The organism is Leclercia sp. UBA5076 (assembly GCF_002416465.1).
Lineage (GTDB): Bacteria > Pseudomonadota > Gammaproteobacteria > Enterobacterales > Enterobacteriaceae > Enterobacter.
The window spans coordinates 60,997-76,382 of the sequence record NZ_DIAO01000012.1; the positions used below are offsets into that span (position 1 = coordinate 60,997).

Annotated in this window: 14 protein-coding genes; 10 read left to right on the forward strand and 4 right to left on the reverse strand. The window is 59.5% G+C overall.

What is annotated here, in order from left to right:
- The first annotated feature begins 87 nt into the window (after positions 1-87).
- Genes lsrA through lsrG form a run of 6 tightly spaced genes read left to right on the forward strand, consistent with a single transcriptional unit; the run spans position 88 to position 5,773 of the window.
- Positions 88-1,575 (forward strand): autoinducer 2 ABC transporter ATP-binding protein LsrA, encoded by a 1,488-nt coding sequence (gene lsrA, locus B3X29_RS11960; protein WP_159339912.1) that lies wholly within the window; start codon positions 88-90, stop codon positions 1,573-1,575.
- Positions 1,572-2,603, forward strand: a complete 1,032-nt coding sequence (gene lsrC / locus B3X29_RS11965) for an autoinducer 2 ABC transporter permease LsrC (protein ID WP_159339913.1) — start codon at positions 1,572-1,574, stop codon at positions 2,601-2,603. The genes lsrA and lsrC overlap by 4 nt, the downstream gene beginning before the upstream one ends.
- On the forward strand, positions 2,604-3,581 hold the full coding sequence (lsrD, locus tag B3X29_RS11970) for an autoinducer 2 ABC transporter permease LsrD (RefSeq protein ID WP_159339914.1): 978 nt from the start codon (positions 2,604-2,606) through the stop codon (positions 3,579-3,581).
- A 1-nt stretch (position 3,582) separates the two neighbouring features.
- Positions 3,583-4,584: an autoinducer 2 ABC transporter substrate-binding protein LsrB gene (lsrB, locus tag B3X29_RS11975; protein ID WP_103177110.1), complete on the forward strand. Its 1,002-nt coding sequence runs from the start codon at positions 3,583-3,585 to the stop codon at positions 4,582-4,584.
- A gap of 11 nt (positions 4,585-4,595) precedes the next feature.
- Entirely contained in the window at positions 4,596-5,483 is an 888-nt protein-coding gene (gene lsrF, locus B3X29_RS11980; RefSeq protein WP_103177109.1) for a 3-hydroxy-5-phosphonooxypentane-2,4-dione thiolase, read from the forward strand.
- Positions 5,480-5,773: a (4S)-4-hydroxy-5-phosphonooxypentane-2,3-dione isomerase gene (lsrG, locus tag B3X29_RS11985; RefSeq protein ID WP_103177108.1), complete on the forward strand. Its 294-nt coding sequence runs from the start codon at positions 5,480-5,482 to the stop codon at positions 5,771-5,773. The genes lsrF and lsrG overlap by 4 nt, the downstream gene beginning before the upstream one ends.
- A gap of 191 nt (positions 5,774-5,964) precedes the next feature.
- Here the strand turns inward: lsrG and B3X29_RS11990 are convergent, their stop codons facing one another.
- Positions 5,965-6,654 carry a B3/B4 domain-containing protein gene (locus B3X29_RS11990; protein WP_159339915.1) on the reverse strand — a complete coding sequence of 230 codons (690 nt, stop codon included), beginning with the start codon at positions 6,652-6,654 and terminating at the stop codon, positions 5,965-5,967.
- Positions 6,655-6,717: 63 nt separating this feature from the next.
- On the opposite strand from B3X29_RS11990, the gene B3X29_RS11995 reads away from it, so the two are divergent.
- Positions 6,718-7,299: a helix-turn-helix domain-containing protein gene (locus tag B3X29_RS11995; protein ID WP_409454955.1), complete on the forward strand. Its 582-nt coding sequence runs from the start codon at positions 6,718-6,720 to the stop codon at positions 7,297-7,299.
- Between the two features lie 68 nt (positions 7,300-7,367).
- Here B3X29_RS11995 and ygjG read toward each other — a convergent pair whose 3' ends face one another.
- Positions 7,368-8,747, reverse strand: a complete 1,380-nt coding sequence (gene ygjG, locus B3X29_RS12000) for a putrescine aminotransferase (RefSeq protein WP_201304744.1) — start codon at positions 8,745-8,747, stop codon at positions 7,368-7,370.
- A 420-nt stretch (positions 8,748-9,167) separates the two neighbouring features.
- On the opposite strand from ygjG, the gene B3X29_RS12005 reads away from it, so the two are divergent.
- Together B3X29_RS12005 and B3X29_RS12010 are read left to right on the forward strand one after the other, a co-directional pair.
- Positions 9,168-10,688: a methyl-accepting chemotaxis protein gene (locus B3X29_RS12005; RefSeq protein ID WP_103177105.1), complete on the forward strand. Its 1,521-nt coding sequence runs from the start codon at positions 9,168-9,170 to the stop codon at positions 10,686-10,688.
- Between the two features lie 335 nt (positions 10,689-11,023).
- On the forward strand, positions 11,024-12,574 hold the full coding sequence (locus B3X29_RS12010) for a methyl-accepting chemotaxis protein (protein ID WP_103177104.1): 1,551 nt from the start codon (positions 11,024-11,026) through the stop codon (positions 12,572-12,574).
- On the opposite strand, the gene B3X29_RS12015 is transcribed toward B3X29_RS12010, so the two are convergent.
- Entirely contained in the window at positions 12,571-13,113 is a 543-nt protein-coding gene (locus B3X29_RS12015; protein WP_159339918.1) for a PadR family transcriptional regulator, read from the reverse strand. The genes B3X29_RS12010 and B3X29_RS12015 overlap by 4 nt on opposite strands.
- Before the next feature lie 236 nt (positions 13,114-13,349).
- Here B3X29_RS12015 and B3X29_RS12020 point away from each other — a divergent pair, with 236 nt between their 5' ends.
- On the forward strand, positions 13,350-14,114 hold the full coding sequence (locus B3X29_RS12020; protein WP_159339919.1) for a siderophore-interacting protein: 765 nt from the start codon (positions 13,350-13,352) through the stop codon (positions 14,112-14,114).
- Here B3X29_RS12020 and B3X29_RS12025 read toward each other — a convergent pair whose 3' ends face one another.
- Positions 14,115-15,284: a DNA repair protein gene (locus B3X29_RS12025; protein WP_159339920.1), complete on the reverse strand. Its 1,170-nt coding sequence runs from the start codon at positions 15,282-15,284 to the stop codon at positions 14,115-14,117.
- Positions 15,285-15,386: the final 102 nt, after the last annotated feature.

The window sequence follows — 15,386 nt, forward strand, 5'->3', positions numbered from 1 at the left end:
TCCCTGCACGGTTGTAAATATAGTTCACCGTCTACGCTTTTGAACATTATTAATTTCAAAAATCATTTGTTCAATAGCGGAGCGATAATGAGAGCACTGATTGAGGCGCGCGGGATCCAGAAGCAGTTCTCCGGCGTTCCAGTATTGAAAAACATTGATTTCACTCTGCTTGCGGGCCAGGTGCATGCCCTCATGGGGGGCAACGGCGCCGGGAAATCGACCCTGATGAAGATTGTCGCCGGGGTCGAAACGCCCGACCGCGGTCAACTTTCTATTGAGGGCCAGCCTTTTGCTCGCCTCAAACCGGGCCAGGCCCACCAGCTCGGCATCTATCTTGTGCCCCAGGAGCCGATGCTGTTTCCGAACCTCAGCGTGCGGGAAAACATTCTCTTCCGCCTGCCGCGCGGGCAGGCCACCGCCCAGCGTCTTGGGGATAAGCTGGAGCAGCTCCAGTGCCAGCTCAATTTAGACGCTGCCGCCAGCACCCTGGAGGTGGCGGATCAGCAGATGGTGGAGATCCTGCGCGGGCTGATGCGCGAGGCGAAGATCCTCATCCTTGATGAACCCACCGCCTCGCTGACACCGGGCGAAACGGAGCGCCTGTTCCGCCAGATCCGCGCGCTCCAGGGGACGGGGGTCGGGATTGTCTTTATCTCTCACAAGCTGCCCGAAATTCGTCAGCTCGCCAGCCATGTCTCGGTGATGCGCGACGGGGCGATCGTGTTGAGCGGCGAAACCGCGCAGTTTGACGATAACGCGCTCATTGCCGCCATGACCCCGGTCAGCCGCGACCCGCAGTTGAGCGACACGCAAAAGCTGTGGCTGGCGCTGCCGGGCAATCGCCGCACCCAGGCGCAGGATTTTCCGGTGCTGCGGGTGGAGACGCTCACCGGGGAGGGCTTTATCGATCTTAGCCTTGAGATCTACGCCGGGGAGATCGTCGGCCTGGCGGGATTAGTAGGCTCCGGGCGCACCGAGTTTGCCGAAACGCTCTACGGCCTGCGCCCGTCGCGGGGCGGGAGGATCTGGCTCGAAAACCAGCAGATCGACCGCGATCCGGTCAGCGCCCGGCTGGAGAAAGGGCTGGTCTATCTCCCGGAAGATCGGCAGGTCTCCGGCCTGTTTCTCGATGCGCCGGTACGCTGGAATACCGTGGCGCTGAACGAACCTTCGCTCTGGCAGCAGCGCAAACGCGAGGCGGCGGTGGTGGAGCGCTATCACCGGGCGCTGGGGATCAAACTCAACGGCCCGGATCAGACCGTGCGCACCCTGTCGGGCGGCAATCAGCAGAAGGTGCTGCTGGCCCGCTGCCTGGAGGCCAATCCGCTGCTGCTGATTGTTGATGAGCCGACCCGCGGCGTGGACGTCTACGCCCGGGCCGATATCTATGGGCTTCTCAAAAGCGTGGCGGCGCAAAACGTGGCGGTGCTGATGATCTCCAGCGACATGGATGAGTTTCCCGGCCTGGCGGATCGGGTACTGGTGATGCACCAGGGGGTGCTCAGCGGGGAACTGCCGCGCCACGCCGTCAGCCTCGATCGCATGATGGCCCTGGCCTTCGGAGGGCAGGCATGAAAACACTCCTGAAAAACCGCGAGCTCAGCGCCCTGCTGGCGATCCTCGCCCTGTTTGTGGTGCTGGTGGCCCTGAATCCGGCCTATCTCAGTTTGCAGACCCTGGGGATGATCTTCGCCAGTTCGCAAATCCTGATCCTGCTGGCTCTCGGCGCCGGGCTGGTGATGCTGACCCGCAATATCGACGTGTCGGTCGGCTCGATTGTCGGGCTGTGCGCCATCGCCGTGGGGGTGGCGCTGAACAACGGCTACGGCCTGCCGGTGGCGATCCTCTTTGCGCTGGCGATCGGGGCGCTGGCGGGGGCCTTCAACGGCCTGCTGGTGGTGGGGCTGCGCATTCCGGCGATTGTCGCCACCCTCGGCACGCTGGGGCTGTGGCGCGGGGCGATGCTGCTCTGGACCGGCGGGAAGTGGATTGAAGGGCTGCCGGTGAGCCTGAAAGCGCTGTCGGAGCCGGTGGCGCTCGGGGTATCGCCCCTGGGGTTTGTGGTGCTGATGATCGCCGCTCTCGGGGCCTGGACGCTGTCGCGCACCGCCTTTGGCCGCGATTTCTACGCCGTGGGGGATAACCTCGCCGCCGCTCGCCAGCTGGGGGTGGCGGTCAACCGCACCCGGATGGTGGCCTTCACCCTCAACGGTGTGCTGGCCGCCTGCGCCGGGATCGTCTTTGCCGCGCAGATCGGCTTTGTGCCGAACCAGACCGGCAGCGGGCTGGAGATGAAAGCCATCGCTGCCTGCGTGCTTGGGGGCATCTCCCTGCTCGGCGGTACCGGTACCTTAATCGGCGCCCTGCTGGGGGCCTTCTTCCTGACCCAGATCGACACCGTGCTGGTGCTGTTCCGCCTCCCGGCGTGGTGGAATGACTTTATCGCTGGCCTGGTGCTGCTGGGGGTGCTGGTACTCGACGGACGGCTGCGCCAGGCGCTGGCGCGTCATCAGCGGGCCCTGAAGTACAGCCGTTTCCAGCCGGGCAACAAAGGGGGGAAGCACGTCACCCCATTTCCCAAACGCAAAAAAGAGGTGGCGTAGATGAAGCTTAACTGGGAGTGGGCGCTGCTGCTGTTACTGGTGCTGGAGATCCTGCTGTTTGGCACCCTTAACCCGCGGATGCTCGACATCAACATGCTGCTGTTCAGTACCAGCGATTTTATCTGCATCGGCATTGTGGCGCTGCCGCTGACGCTGGTGATCATCAGCGGCGGGATCGACATCTCCCTCGGCTCGACCATTGGCCTGTGCGCCATCGCCCTGGGGGTGATGATGCAGTCCGGCGTGCCGATGGCGGCGGCGATCCCGCTCACCCTGCTGCTCGGGCTGCTGTGTGGTCTGTTCAACGCTTTGCTTATCCACTACACCGGCATCAGCCCGCTGGTGATCACCCTCGGCACGCTCTACCTCTACGGCGGCGGGGCGCTGCTGCTCTCGGGCATGGCCGGGGCGACCGGTTACGAAGGCATTGGTGGTTTCCCGGAGAGCTTCACGGCCTTTGCCAATCTCACGGTTATCGGGCTGCCGATCCCGCTGGTGCTGTTCGCGATCATCACCTTTCTCTTCTGGCTGATTACCCATCGCGGGCGCTTTGGCCGCCATCTGTTTCTGATTGGGCAGAATCCGCGCGCGGCGCGCTATGCGGCGCTGTCGGTTAACGGCATGTCCTACGCGCTCTATGGCCTGGTGGGGGTGGCTTCGGCGATTGCCGCGCTGGTGATGGTCTCCTATTTCGGCTCGGCGCGCTCTGATTTAGGGCGCGACCTGCTGATGCCCGCGCTCACCGCGGCGGTGCTGGGCGGGGCGAATATCTATGGTGGTTCAGGTTCGGTATTGGGTACTGCGCTGGCGGCATTGCTGGTGGGGTATCTGCAACAGGGGTTACAGATGGTCGGCATCCCCAACCAGGTGTCGAGCGCGCTGTCAGGGGCGCTGTTGGTTGTGGTGGTGATGGGACGTTCACTGAGTCTGCACCGTGAGTGGGTGCGATCTCTCTTCACAAAACTACCCGGAGCGTAAGATGAAAATAAAACTGATGGTGCTGGCCGTAGCATTAAGCGTTGCCTCGGCGCAGGCCGCCGACCGCATTGCGTTTATCCCGAAACTGGTGGGGGTCGGCTTCTTTACCAGCGGCGGCAACGGGGCGAAAGAGGCGGGTAAAGCGCTGGGCACGGACGTCACCTACGATGGCCCCACCGAGCCGAGCGTCTCGGGGCAGGTGCAGCTGATCAATAACTTCGTCAACCAGGGCTATAACGCCATTATCGTCTCCGCCGTGTCGCCGGACGGCCTCTGCCCGGCGCTGAAGCGCGCCATGCAGCGCGGAGTGAAAGTCCTGACCTGGGATTCCGACACCAAACCGGAGTGCCGCAGCATCTACATCAACCAGGGAACCCCGGAACAGCTCGGCGGCCTGCTGGTGGAAATGGCCTCGAAGCAGGTGACCAAACCGGACGCCAAAGTGGCCTTCTTCTACTCCAGTCCCACCGTCACCGACCAGAACCAGTGGGTGAACGCGGCGAAAGCCAAAATCGCCAAAGATCATCCTCAGTGGCAGATCGTCACCACCCAGTTTGGCTATAACGACGCCACCAAATCCTTGCAGACCGCCGAGGGGATCTTAAAAGCCTACCCGGATCTGGATGCGATCATCGCCCCGGATGCCAACGCCCTGCCGGCGGCAGCCCAGGCGGCGGAAAACCTGAAGCGGGAAGGGGTGGCGATAGTCGGCTTCAGCACGCCGAACGTTATGCGTCCGTATGTGGAGCGCGGCACGGTGAAAGCCTTCGGCCTGTGGGATGTGGTGCAGCAGGGCAAAATTGCGGTCAATGTCGCCGATCGTTTGTTGAAAAAAGGCGATCTTAACGTCGGCGACAGCGTGGAGATCAAAGATATCGGCGCCCTGAAGGTCGAGCCGAACAGCGTGCAGGGCTATCAGTATGAAGCGAAAGGCAACGGCATTGTGCTGCTGCCGGAGCGGGTGGTGTTTACCAAAGAGAACATCAACAACTACGACTTCTGACGGGAGAGAACATGGCTGATTTAGACGACATCAAAGAGGGCAAGAACTTTGGCATCGACCGGCCGCAGCAGAATGTGCCTTTTACCCTGAAGGGGTGTGGGGCGCTGGACTGGGGGATGCAGTCCCGCATGGCGCGCATTTTTAACCCCACCAGCAACCGCACGGTGATGCTGGCCTTCGATCATGGTTATTTCCAGGGGCCAACCACCGGGCTGGAGCGCATCGATCTCTCTATTGCGCCGCTGTTCGGCGAAACCGATGTGCTGATGTGTACCCGCGGCATTCTCAGAAGCACCGTGCCGCCCGCCACCAACAAGCCGGTGGTGCTGCGCGCCTCCGGGGGCAACTCGATGCTGGGTGAACTCTCCAATGAGTGTGTGGCGGTGGCGATGGAGGATGCGCTGCGCCTCAACGTCTGTGCGGTGGCGGCGCAGGTCTATATCGGCAGTGAGTATGAGCATCAGTCGATCAACAACATTATCAAGCTGGTGGATGCAGGCAACCGCTACGGTATGCCGACCCTGGCGGTGACCGGTGTGGGTAAGGAGATGGCCCGCGACGCGCGCTATTTCTCGCTGGCCAGCCGTATTGCCGCCGAGATGGGGGCGCAGTTCGTTAAAACCTATTTTGTGGAAGAGGGATTCGAGAAAGTGACCGCCAGTTGCCCGGTGCCGATTGTCATCGCCGGGGGTAAAAAGCTGCCGGAGCACGAGGCGCTGGAGATGTGCTTCCGCGCCATCGATCAGGGGGCGTCGGGTGTCGATATGGGACGCAATATCTTCCAGTCCAGCGCGCCGCTGGCGATGCTGAAGGCGGTGAAGAAGGTGGTGCACGAGAAGATGAGCGCCCGCGAGGCGTACCAGTTCTGGCAGGAGGAAAAACAAGGAGAAACACAATGAACGTGACCTTAGTGGAGATCAACATTAAGCCGGACAAGGTGGACGAGTTCCTGGAGGTATTTCGCGCCAACCATGAAGGGGCGATCCAGGAGCCGGGCAACCTGCGGTTTGACGTTTTGCAGGATCCGCGGGTGAAAACCCGGTTCTTTATCTACGAAGCTTACAAGGATGAGGAGGCAGTAGCGGCGCATAAACAGACCCCGCACTATCTGGCGTGTGTGGAAAAGCTTGAGGATCTCATGTCGGAGCCGCGTAAAAAACGTTGTTTTGTCGGGTTGATGCCGGCGTAAAAATCGCCCGGTGGCGCGTTGCTTACCGGGCCTATGGGCTTGTGCGGTCTGTTGCCCGGTGGCGCTGCGCTTACCGGGCCTACAGGGATGGTGCGGTTTGTTGCCCGGTGGCGCTGTGCTTACCGGGCCTACAATGGTTCAAATGGTGCGGGTTTTGTAGGCCGGGCAAGCGCAGCGCCGCCCGGCGTTTTTCAGACCAGCTCCAGCAGCTGAACCCGCGCTGTTGCCCCCGGCATCAGCCGTTGCAGGTTGCTGACCAGCTCATCCCCGGCCGCTTCCAGCGCCGCTAACGGCATGGCGGGCAGGCTTTCGAGAATAAACCACATGGTCTGCGCCTGGCTGTCCAGCCGGGTACGCACTCCCTGTCGCCAGTTCCAGCATCGGCAGGTCACTCCCACGTCGTCGCGCCAGATAACCTCGCCCACCTCGGGATATTCCATGCCCGGCTGACCCTCTTTAACGGTATCAAACGGCTCGCTGCCGTCGGCCAGCGTCAGCCGCGGAGCCCCGGTATAGGCGGCAAGATTTTCCCCGCCCACCGGGATGGCGTAGCGGATACTGACCGCATTGTAGATATCCACCACCGGATCGAGCGGCGGCAGAGTGCCCTCTTTCAGCACCCGTTTGCGCAGAGCGCTGGCGGAGCAGGGGGTGCGTTTCGGTTTGGCGCCAAAGGCTTTAAACACCTCATCCCAGGCGGCGAGATGGGCTCCGGCCCAGGAAAAATCATCGTTTAACACCTGCTGGCAGGCCTGAGCTAATGCGGCGGAGGCCACTTCCGGGGCGGTAATGGGCGCGGCTTCAACCACGATGCTCAGCGCGCGGAACCCCGGCGCGATCCCGGCAAGACGCGGATCTATTGACGGCGTAAGGAGGGACATAAATAATCCTGTATCGACTGTTTTATACCATGGTAATGACCAGTGACTGATAAAGTCAATATAATGACCGAGAACGGTGCAGACGTGGCCCAGGTAAGCCTGGCGGTCGCGAACCGTATCCGCAACTGGCGGAAAGAGAAAAAACTGTCGCTGGACGAGCTGTCGCGCCGCGCCAGCGTCAGCAAAGGGATGCTGGTGGAGATCGAAAAAGGGGCCGCCAACCCCAGCATTGCGATCCTCTGCAAGCTGGCGGCGGCGCTGGGCGTCTCGGTGGCGGAGATCGTTAACGTCGCCAGCGAGCCGCAGGTGCATATTATCGAGGAAGCGGCGATCCCGGTGCTCTGGCAGGGGGAGAAGGGCGGTAGCGCCCGGCTGCTGGCGGGGACGGCTGGCCCGGATATGATTGAACTCTGGCGCTGGGAGATGCAGCCGGGGGAGTGCTTTACCTCACCGGGGCATCCGGCGGGCACCTTTGAACTGATCCACGTGGAAGCGGGAGTACTCACGTTGAAGGTGAAGGAGAGCGTGATGCAGGTGGTCGCTGGCGCGTCGGCGGTGGCAAAAACCGAAGCGGCGCACAGCTATGGGAACGAAGGGGCAAACGTGCTGCGGTTCACCATGACGGTGGCGGAGTTTCATCGGTAAAAAAACGCCCGGTGGCGCTGCGCTTACCGGGCCTACAAAAACCAAAGCCGTTGTAGGCCCGGCGGTTTTTACGCTTCAGTTACACTCACCCGCAGCGCCGCCAGCGCCTTACGGGCCGCTTTCAGCACCTGCTCACACTGCTCAATGGTCAGCGTCAGCGGCGGTTCGATGCGAATGGTCTTCGAGTTGTTGAGCGTGCCTGCTACCAGCACCCGCTGGCGGAACATCTCGCTGGCGAAGCTGTAGCCGGTTTCGTTATCGACAAACTCAATCGCCATCAGCATCCCTTTGCCGCGCGCCTCCTGGACCAGGTCCGGGTATTCACGCCCCAGCTGACGGAAGCCATCCAGCAGCATGTCGCCTTTCTGCTCCGCCTGGGCGGGCAGGTTCTGCTCCAGCAGCACGTTGATGGTCGCCAGCGCCGCGGCACAGGCCAGCGGATTGCCGCCAAAGGTGGTGGTGTGCAGGAAAGGATTATCGAACAGCACCGAGAAGACCTCTTCGGTGGCGACGGTCGCGCCAATCGGCATCACGCCGCCGCCCAGCGCTTTCGCCAGGCACAGAATGTCCGGCTGCACGTTCTCGTGCTCGCAGGCAAACATCTTGCCGGTACGCCCCATGCCGGTCTGTACTTCATCCAGGATCAGCAGCGCGCCAAACTCATCGCAGAGCTTACGCACCGCGGGCAGGTAGCCCTGCGGAGGCAGGATCACGCCGCCTTCGCCCTGGATAGGCTCGAGGATCACCGCCGCCACCTCATCGCCGGTTTTATGGCATTCCGACAACATGGTGCGCATGGCGTTGATATCGCCGAACGGCACATGGCGGAAGCCCGGCAGCAGCGGCATAAACGGCTTACGGAAGGTGGATTTCGCTGTGGCAGAGAGTGCCCCGAGCGACTTGCCGTGGAAGGCGCCGCTGGTGGCGATAAACGTGAATTTCCCGCGCGGCGACTGGTACGCTTTGGCGAGTTTGATCGCCGCTTCGACCGATTCCGTGCCGCTGTTACAGAAGAAGCTGTATTTCAGTTTCCCCGGCGTCAGTGCCGCCAGCGTTTTTGCCAGCATCGCCCGTAAGGGGTCAAGCAGTTCCTGGCTATGAAGGGGTTGTTTTGCAAGCTGATTTTGTACGGCGGAAACCACTACTGGATTACGGTGCCCCACGTTGAAAATACCAAATCCACCCAGGCAATCTATAAACTCCTGTCCCTGAGTGTCGACAAGCGTATTCAAACTTCCCGCCTGCCACTCTACGGCTCCGTAATCCCCGCCTGCCGTTACCGATTTCCTGTATTCGAGAAAACCTGGATTGACATGCTCTTTGAAGTAATCAATCACCTCGCGGTTAAGTTGTTTCATCTCCTCATGATCAAGCGTTCGCTTCTCAATGAGATTCAAGGCGTGCGCGGTACAGGCAAGGGCCGACGCGCTGGAAGGTAACCTGTTCAAGATGTGCTCCCGGGGATGGCGTATCACATGATACTGGATTAAGTATTGCAGGCTTTACGCCACATCCAGGGCCTTAACAAAAATCGGGATAAACGCCAGGTTAAAATAATGTTACACAATATTTAATCATGCAAAAGCGCAGCCTGGCCGCTGCGGCAGGGAATTTTCAGAAACAGAGATGCCCGCTAGCAGTGCATTTGCTCTGTTTTAGGGCGGTGAGAGAGCAGATACGGATCCTCCTTCAGGAGTAGTTTCGTATCGAAATCATTAGAAATCAATAGATTAAGAAAGCGTACAAAAAATGCGGTTTAGTGGCGTTTTGCGATCTCAGGCATGTTTAACAACTAAAGATATGTTCGTTACCGCCGTAAAATATTTACGCCACAAAAATAACATTCAAGTAACCTGCAAGGGATGCCTATGTCGCCTCAACCGTTTGTCACGCAGTGTGAATACCCGCTGCAAGATGACACCACCCTGATGTCCACCACCGATCTGCACAGCTACATTACGCAGGCCAACGACACGTTTGTGCAGGTAAGCGGGTATACGCTTGCCGAACTGTCAGGACAGCCGCACAACCAGGTCCGCCACCCGGATATGCCAAAAGCGGCCTTTGCCGATATGTGGTACACCCTGCAACAGGGCGAACCCTGGAGCGGAATTGTGAAAAACCGCCGCAAAAATGGCGATCACTACTGGGTGCGCGCGAATGCGGTGCCGATGGTGCGCAACGGTCAGACCACCGGGTATATGTCCATCCGCGTGAAGGCCACGCCGGAAGAGATCGCCGCTGTCGAGCCGCTCTATAAGGCGCTGAACGAAGGGCGCAGCAAAAAGCGCGTGCATAAAGGGCTGGTGGTTGCCAGAGGCTGGACCGGCAAACTCCCGTCGATGCCGCTGCGCTGGCGGGTCCGCGGCGTGATGACCGCGTTATTTGCCGTGCTGGCGGCCACCCTGTTTGCCACCGGTGCGGGATGGGCAGCGCTGGGCGCCAGCGCGCTGGTCATGCTGCTGGGTACGCTCCTGTTTGAGCAGCAGATCGTGCATCCGATCGAGAACGTAGCGCGTCAGGCGCTGAAGGTGGCGACGGGCGAGCGCAACAGCGTTGAGCATCTCAACCGCAGCGACGAGCTGGGGCTGACCCTGCGGGCGGTCGGTCAGCTCGGGCTGATGTGCCGCTGGCTGATCAATGATGTCTCCAGCCAGGTCGTCAACGTGCGTGACGGCAGCGAGCAGCTGGCGAGGGGCAACGACGACCTCAACGATCGCACCCACCAGACCGTCTCGAACGTGAAGCAGACCGTGGAGACCATGAACCAGCTGGCAATGACCGTACAGAACAACACCAGAACCGCCGTTGACGCCGATAAGCTCTCCATCGCCGCCAGCGACGCCGCCACCGAAGGCGGACACGCGATGCAAACCGTGGTCAAAACCATGGACGAGATTGCCGACAGCACCCAGCGTATCGGCTCTATCACTAAGCTGATCAATGACATTGCCTTCCAGACCAATATTCTGGCGCTGAATGCGGCGGTAGAAGCGGCCAGGGCAGGGGAGCAGGGCAAAGGCTTTGCGGTGGTAGCCGGAGAGGTGCGTCATCTTGCCAGCCGCAGCGCCACCGCCGCCAACGACATCCGCAAGCTGATCGACGCCAGCGCCAGTAAAGTGCTGTCGGGCTCGGAGCAGGTCAATGCCGCCGGGCGCACGATGGACGATATTGTTGAGAAAGTGCAGAACGTCACCCGGCTTATCGCGGAGATCAGCCATTCGACCTCCGAGCAGGCGTCCGGGCTGTCGGAGCTGACCCGCGCGGTAGCGGAACTGGATTCGATTACCCAGAAAAACGCCGCGCTGGTGGAAACCAGCGCCCAGGTGTCGGCGATGGTGAAACACCGGGCTAAACGCCTTGAGGATGCGGTCACCGTCCTTCACTGAGTCAGTAATGTTCTAAAAAAGCCGTTTACGCTTCACAGCGTAAGCGGTTTTTTTATGGCGAATTGTCATTATTTTTATCATTTATTGTTACTTAAATATTAAATAATTAAAAAAATCGCCACGGTTAATTCTCTCTGCCTGCGTCTGTTTTCCCTGAGGCGTTGTCAAAAAAACGGTTCCGGTGGTTGTATAACGATCGATGAGTTAAAATTAATAGTCTGCGCCTATCCATTGCGGTGATTATGAAATAAAAAAGCGATCAAAGTCATAAAGTTAGCGGTAGAGTTACCGATAACGCTGATCGTCTGAGAAATAATCACATCGATGGAGTAAATATGTTCTTACACGACGTTAAAATCGGCACGAAATTATTTCTGGCGTTTGGATTCTTTATTGTCCTGATGGGGATAAGTGCGAGTTTATCTCTGTTGAGCCTGAACCGGGCAAATAACGGGATGCAATCCATCATCACCAGCGATTATCCCACGACCGTAAAAGCCAACCAGTTAATCGAAAATTTTCAGGAATTTATTAGCACCCAACAGCTGATGCTGCTGGACGATCAGGGCACTTACACGGCGCAGTCAGAGCAGCATCTGAAGGCGATCAGCGAGCGTATCACCCTGATCCTCGGGGAGCTGGACAAGGCCCTCCAGGATAAGCAATCCCAGCAGGTGCTGGCCGATATCCGCGGCGTTCGCCAGCAGTATCTTGACTCCCGCTATCGCATTTTGCAGGCGGTGCAGAACAACGATCGGGCGGGGGCGATTCAGGAGATGATGACCAACACCCTCAGCCTGCAGCAGGCTTATAAGGCGAAGGTGCAGGCGCTGATTGCGATCCAGAACACCCAGATGCAGCGCGCAGGTGAAGAGGTGGAGGGCGATTTTAAAAGCAACCGCCTGGTGCTGATCCTCATCACGCTCTTCAGCGTGGTGGCGGGCAGCCTGATGGGCTGGTTTATCGTGCGCTCCATTACCCGTCCGCTGGGCGAGGCGGTGGGCTTTGCCCAGTCCATTGCCGAGGGCGATCTCACCCGCAACATTGCCTCGCACGGGAAAGATGAAACCGGCCAGTTGCTCACGGCGCTGATGGAAATGAAAGCCCGTCTGCTGGAGATTGTGCAGCAGGTGCAGACCGGTTCGGAGAGCATCTCCAGCGCCGCGGCGCAGATTGTGGCGGGCAACCAGGATCTGGCGGCGCGTACCGAAGAGCAGGCCAGCTCCGTTGAACAAACGGCGGCGTCGATGGAGCAGATCACCGCGACGGTGAAAAATACCGCCTCACATACCGGCGAGGCGACGAACCTCTCTGCGGACGCTGCCCGGGTGGTGAAACACAACGGCGAGATGATGCAGCAGGTCACCAGCAAAATGCGCCTGATTAACGAGACCTCCAACCGGATGTCCGACATCATCAATCTGATCGACTCCATCGCCTTCCAGACCAATATCCTGGCGCTGAACGCAGCGGTAGAAGCGGCGCGCGCGGGCGAGCATGGCCGCGGCTTTGCGGTGGTGGCCGGTGAAGTTCGCCAGCTGGCGCAGAAAAGCGCCACCTCGGCCAGCGAAATTCGTCAGCTGATTGAAAGCTCAACCAGCCAGACCCAGGACGGGATGGCGCTGGTGGAAAAAGCCAGCGGGCTGATTAATGGCATGGTGGGTAACGTGGAGGAGATGGATGTCATCCTGCGTGAGATCCGCCAGGCAAGCCATGAGCAGACGGAAGGCATCTCGCAGATCAACAGCGCCATTGGCCTGATTGACTCCACCACCCAACAGAACTCCGCCCTGGTGGAGGAGTCCGTTGCGGCGGCATCATCCCTTAACGAGCAGGCGATGAACCTGAAAGCGCTGGTGAAAGTGTTCCGCGTCGCCGCCGCTTAATCGAGCTGGGAGATCTCCAGCGCCGCGCGGTCGATCACGCCGATAATCTGTTTGATCTGCGCGTCGCTGGTCTCTCCCTGATTCACCTTCAGATCCAGCACCGCTTTAAAGTTATCCAGCGCCCGCTTCATCTGCGGGTTTTTGCGCAGCTCAAAGCCCACGCAACGCGCTTTGACGCGCGCCAGAATGTGCTCCAGATGGTCTATGTTTTCATCCAGCCACTGCTGTCCGGCAACGGTGATCTCAATCTTTTTACGCCCGTTCTCCTCCTCTTTAAGCGTAATAAACTGCTGATCCTCCAGAAAATCGAGCGTCGGGTAGATGACGCCCGGGCTGGGGGTGTAGTTGCCCTGGGTCAGGGTCTCGATCGCCTTAATCAGCTCGTAACCGTGGCTGGCGTTGCGGGTCAGGATATCGAGGATCACCAGCCGTAATTCGCCGTGTCCAAAGAAGCGCTGGCGGCGGCCGCCGTGATGGTGTTCGCCGCCGCGTCCGCGGTGAGGGTGATCGCGGTGGTCATGGTCGTGAGAGTGTCGCATCGTCTTTCTCCGTATTTTTGATATATCTAATTTATATCTAAATCTTAAAAACAAGCAACGTCGTCGCACGTAATTTATTTAAGTTACTAATATTTAAGGTTTTTAATGTGTGTGGTTGGCTTTGGGATTGCGAAATCTTTCTATATCAAAAAAATCTTGCAATTCTGCTTATTAGCAATCATTATCATTTAACTTTCATTTCCGATATATCGATTTCACTTTCACGAAGGCACATTATGACCACTACCCGCTACCCTCAACGTGTCCGCAACGACCTGCGCTTTCGCGAGCTGATTGTGCTCCGCGTGGAGCGCGTCAGTACCGGTTTTCAGCGCATCGTACTGGGCGGCGAAGCGCTGGAGGGCTTCAGCTCCCGCGGCTTCGACGACCACTGCAAACTCTTTTTCCCGGAACAGGGCACGACCTTTGTTCCTCCGGTCGTGACGGACGAGGGCGTGGAGTGGGGTGAGGGCGTCCGTCCGCAGGCGCGGGATTACACCCCGCTGTATGATGCGGCCCGTCACGAGCTGGTGCTCGATTTCTTTATCCACGACGGCGGCGTGGCAAGCCAGTGGGCGGTAGAGGCAACGCCGGGAGATACCCTCTCTATCGGCGGCCCGCGCGGTTCGCTGGTGGTGCCGGAAGATTACGCCTGGCAGCTGTACGTCTGTGATGAGTCGGGCATGCCCGCCCTGCGCCGTCGTCTGGAGACCCTGCGCGCGCTGCCGGTGCGCCCGGAAGTGCACGCCGTGGTGACCGTGAGCGATGCCGCCTGTCAGGACTATCTGGCGCACTTAAGCGAGTTCAACATCACCTGGGTGGTGGGGCATAACGAGCAGGCGGTGGCGGATCGTCTGGCGGCGCTCAGCGTGCCGGCAGACGATTACTTCATCTGGCTGACGGGGGAAGGGAAGGTGGTGAAAAACCTGAGCCGCCTGTTTGAAACCGACGCCATCGATCAGAAGCTGGTGCGTGCCAGTGCGTACTGGCACGCCAAATAGTCAGGCCACGTCGTCGAGCTGCGCTTCGCTGACCTGATGTTCCAGCGAGGCGCGTACATCGTGCAGGGCTTTCTCCTGCTGGGCGAAGTAGGCTTCCATGTTGCTCAGCGAGGAGACCAGCAGCCAGGACTCCTCTTTTTCCAGCTCCGCCAGCTCGCTCACCAGGGTGTCGATCTGTTCGCGAACCTGGGCCATTTTTTTGCGGATACGCGTCAGATCGTTTAGCCGGTCGCTGGCCATCAGCGGCTCCAGCCCCTGATGCAGGCGGGCCACCAGGGAGCGGATCGCTTTCACGTCGCCGCGCTGCTTCGCCTGGTTGAGCTGCACCATCATGGCGTTCGCCTCTTCTTTCAGCTCGTCCGCCACCAGATCCGGATGACAGAGCTTGCTCGCCTGGCGCCAGAGCCGTTTTAACTCGTTCTGATCCTCTTCGGAGAGGTCTTTGCCTTTGCGCAGCCGGATCTCCGCCTCATGCTGCTGCTCGCGGTATTTTTCATACTCGTCGTTGGCTTCATCCCGCGCCTGGCGGGCGGGCTCCTCTTCCCGGGTTAAGCCCGTTTCCAGCTCCTGGGCTTCGGCCAGCAGGTTGGCAACCAGGTTGCTTTGCTGCTGCAGTTGTTTGCGCGCCGTGGCGGCCTGCACCGAGTCGGCAGGCAGATCCCGCCAGTGTCGGGTCAGGGTAGCCAGCACTTCCACCGCCTGGGCGACATACTGCTGGCAGCGGCGGTAATCCGCTTCCCGGCGGCGCGCCTCCGCCTGCTGGCGGCGCAGATTCAGCTCCGCCAGGGTTTTACGCAGGGCGAGGATCTGGCTCATCAGCGGGCCGAGGCGGGTGAGGTAGAGATCGTTAAATTCGTCCAACTGCTGGACGCGGGCGTTACGGCGATCGATGAGATCGCGCAGGCGTTCTTCCAGCGCTTTCAGCTCCAGCTTGCTGGCGGCCAGCTGCGGATCCCGCCAAGTGGTAACGGCACGCTGGCTCTGTAGCCATTCGGTAATGGCCGCCATCGCCCCGGTGTAGTTTTTCTGCTCAAGCGCCACGACGATCGCCTGAAGCTCATCGTCAAAGGCTTCGCTTTTTAACCGTGCCAGCTGACTCTCGATGATGTCGTCATCTTCCAGTTCGATAGCATTTTTAATGATTTCCAGCCGTTTGATCGGTGTGCTCATGATGCTTTTCGCTTTTGCGCTTAAGTATTTGAGTTAAGGATAGTTGTCAGGAAAACAACAGGGAATAATACACATGTCTGATGAATGGCGCGACGGGGGAAT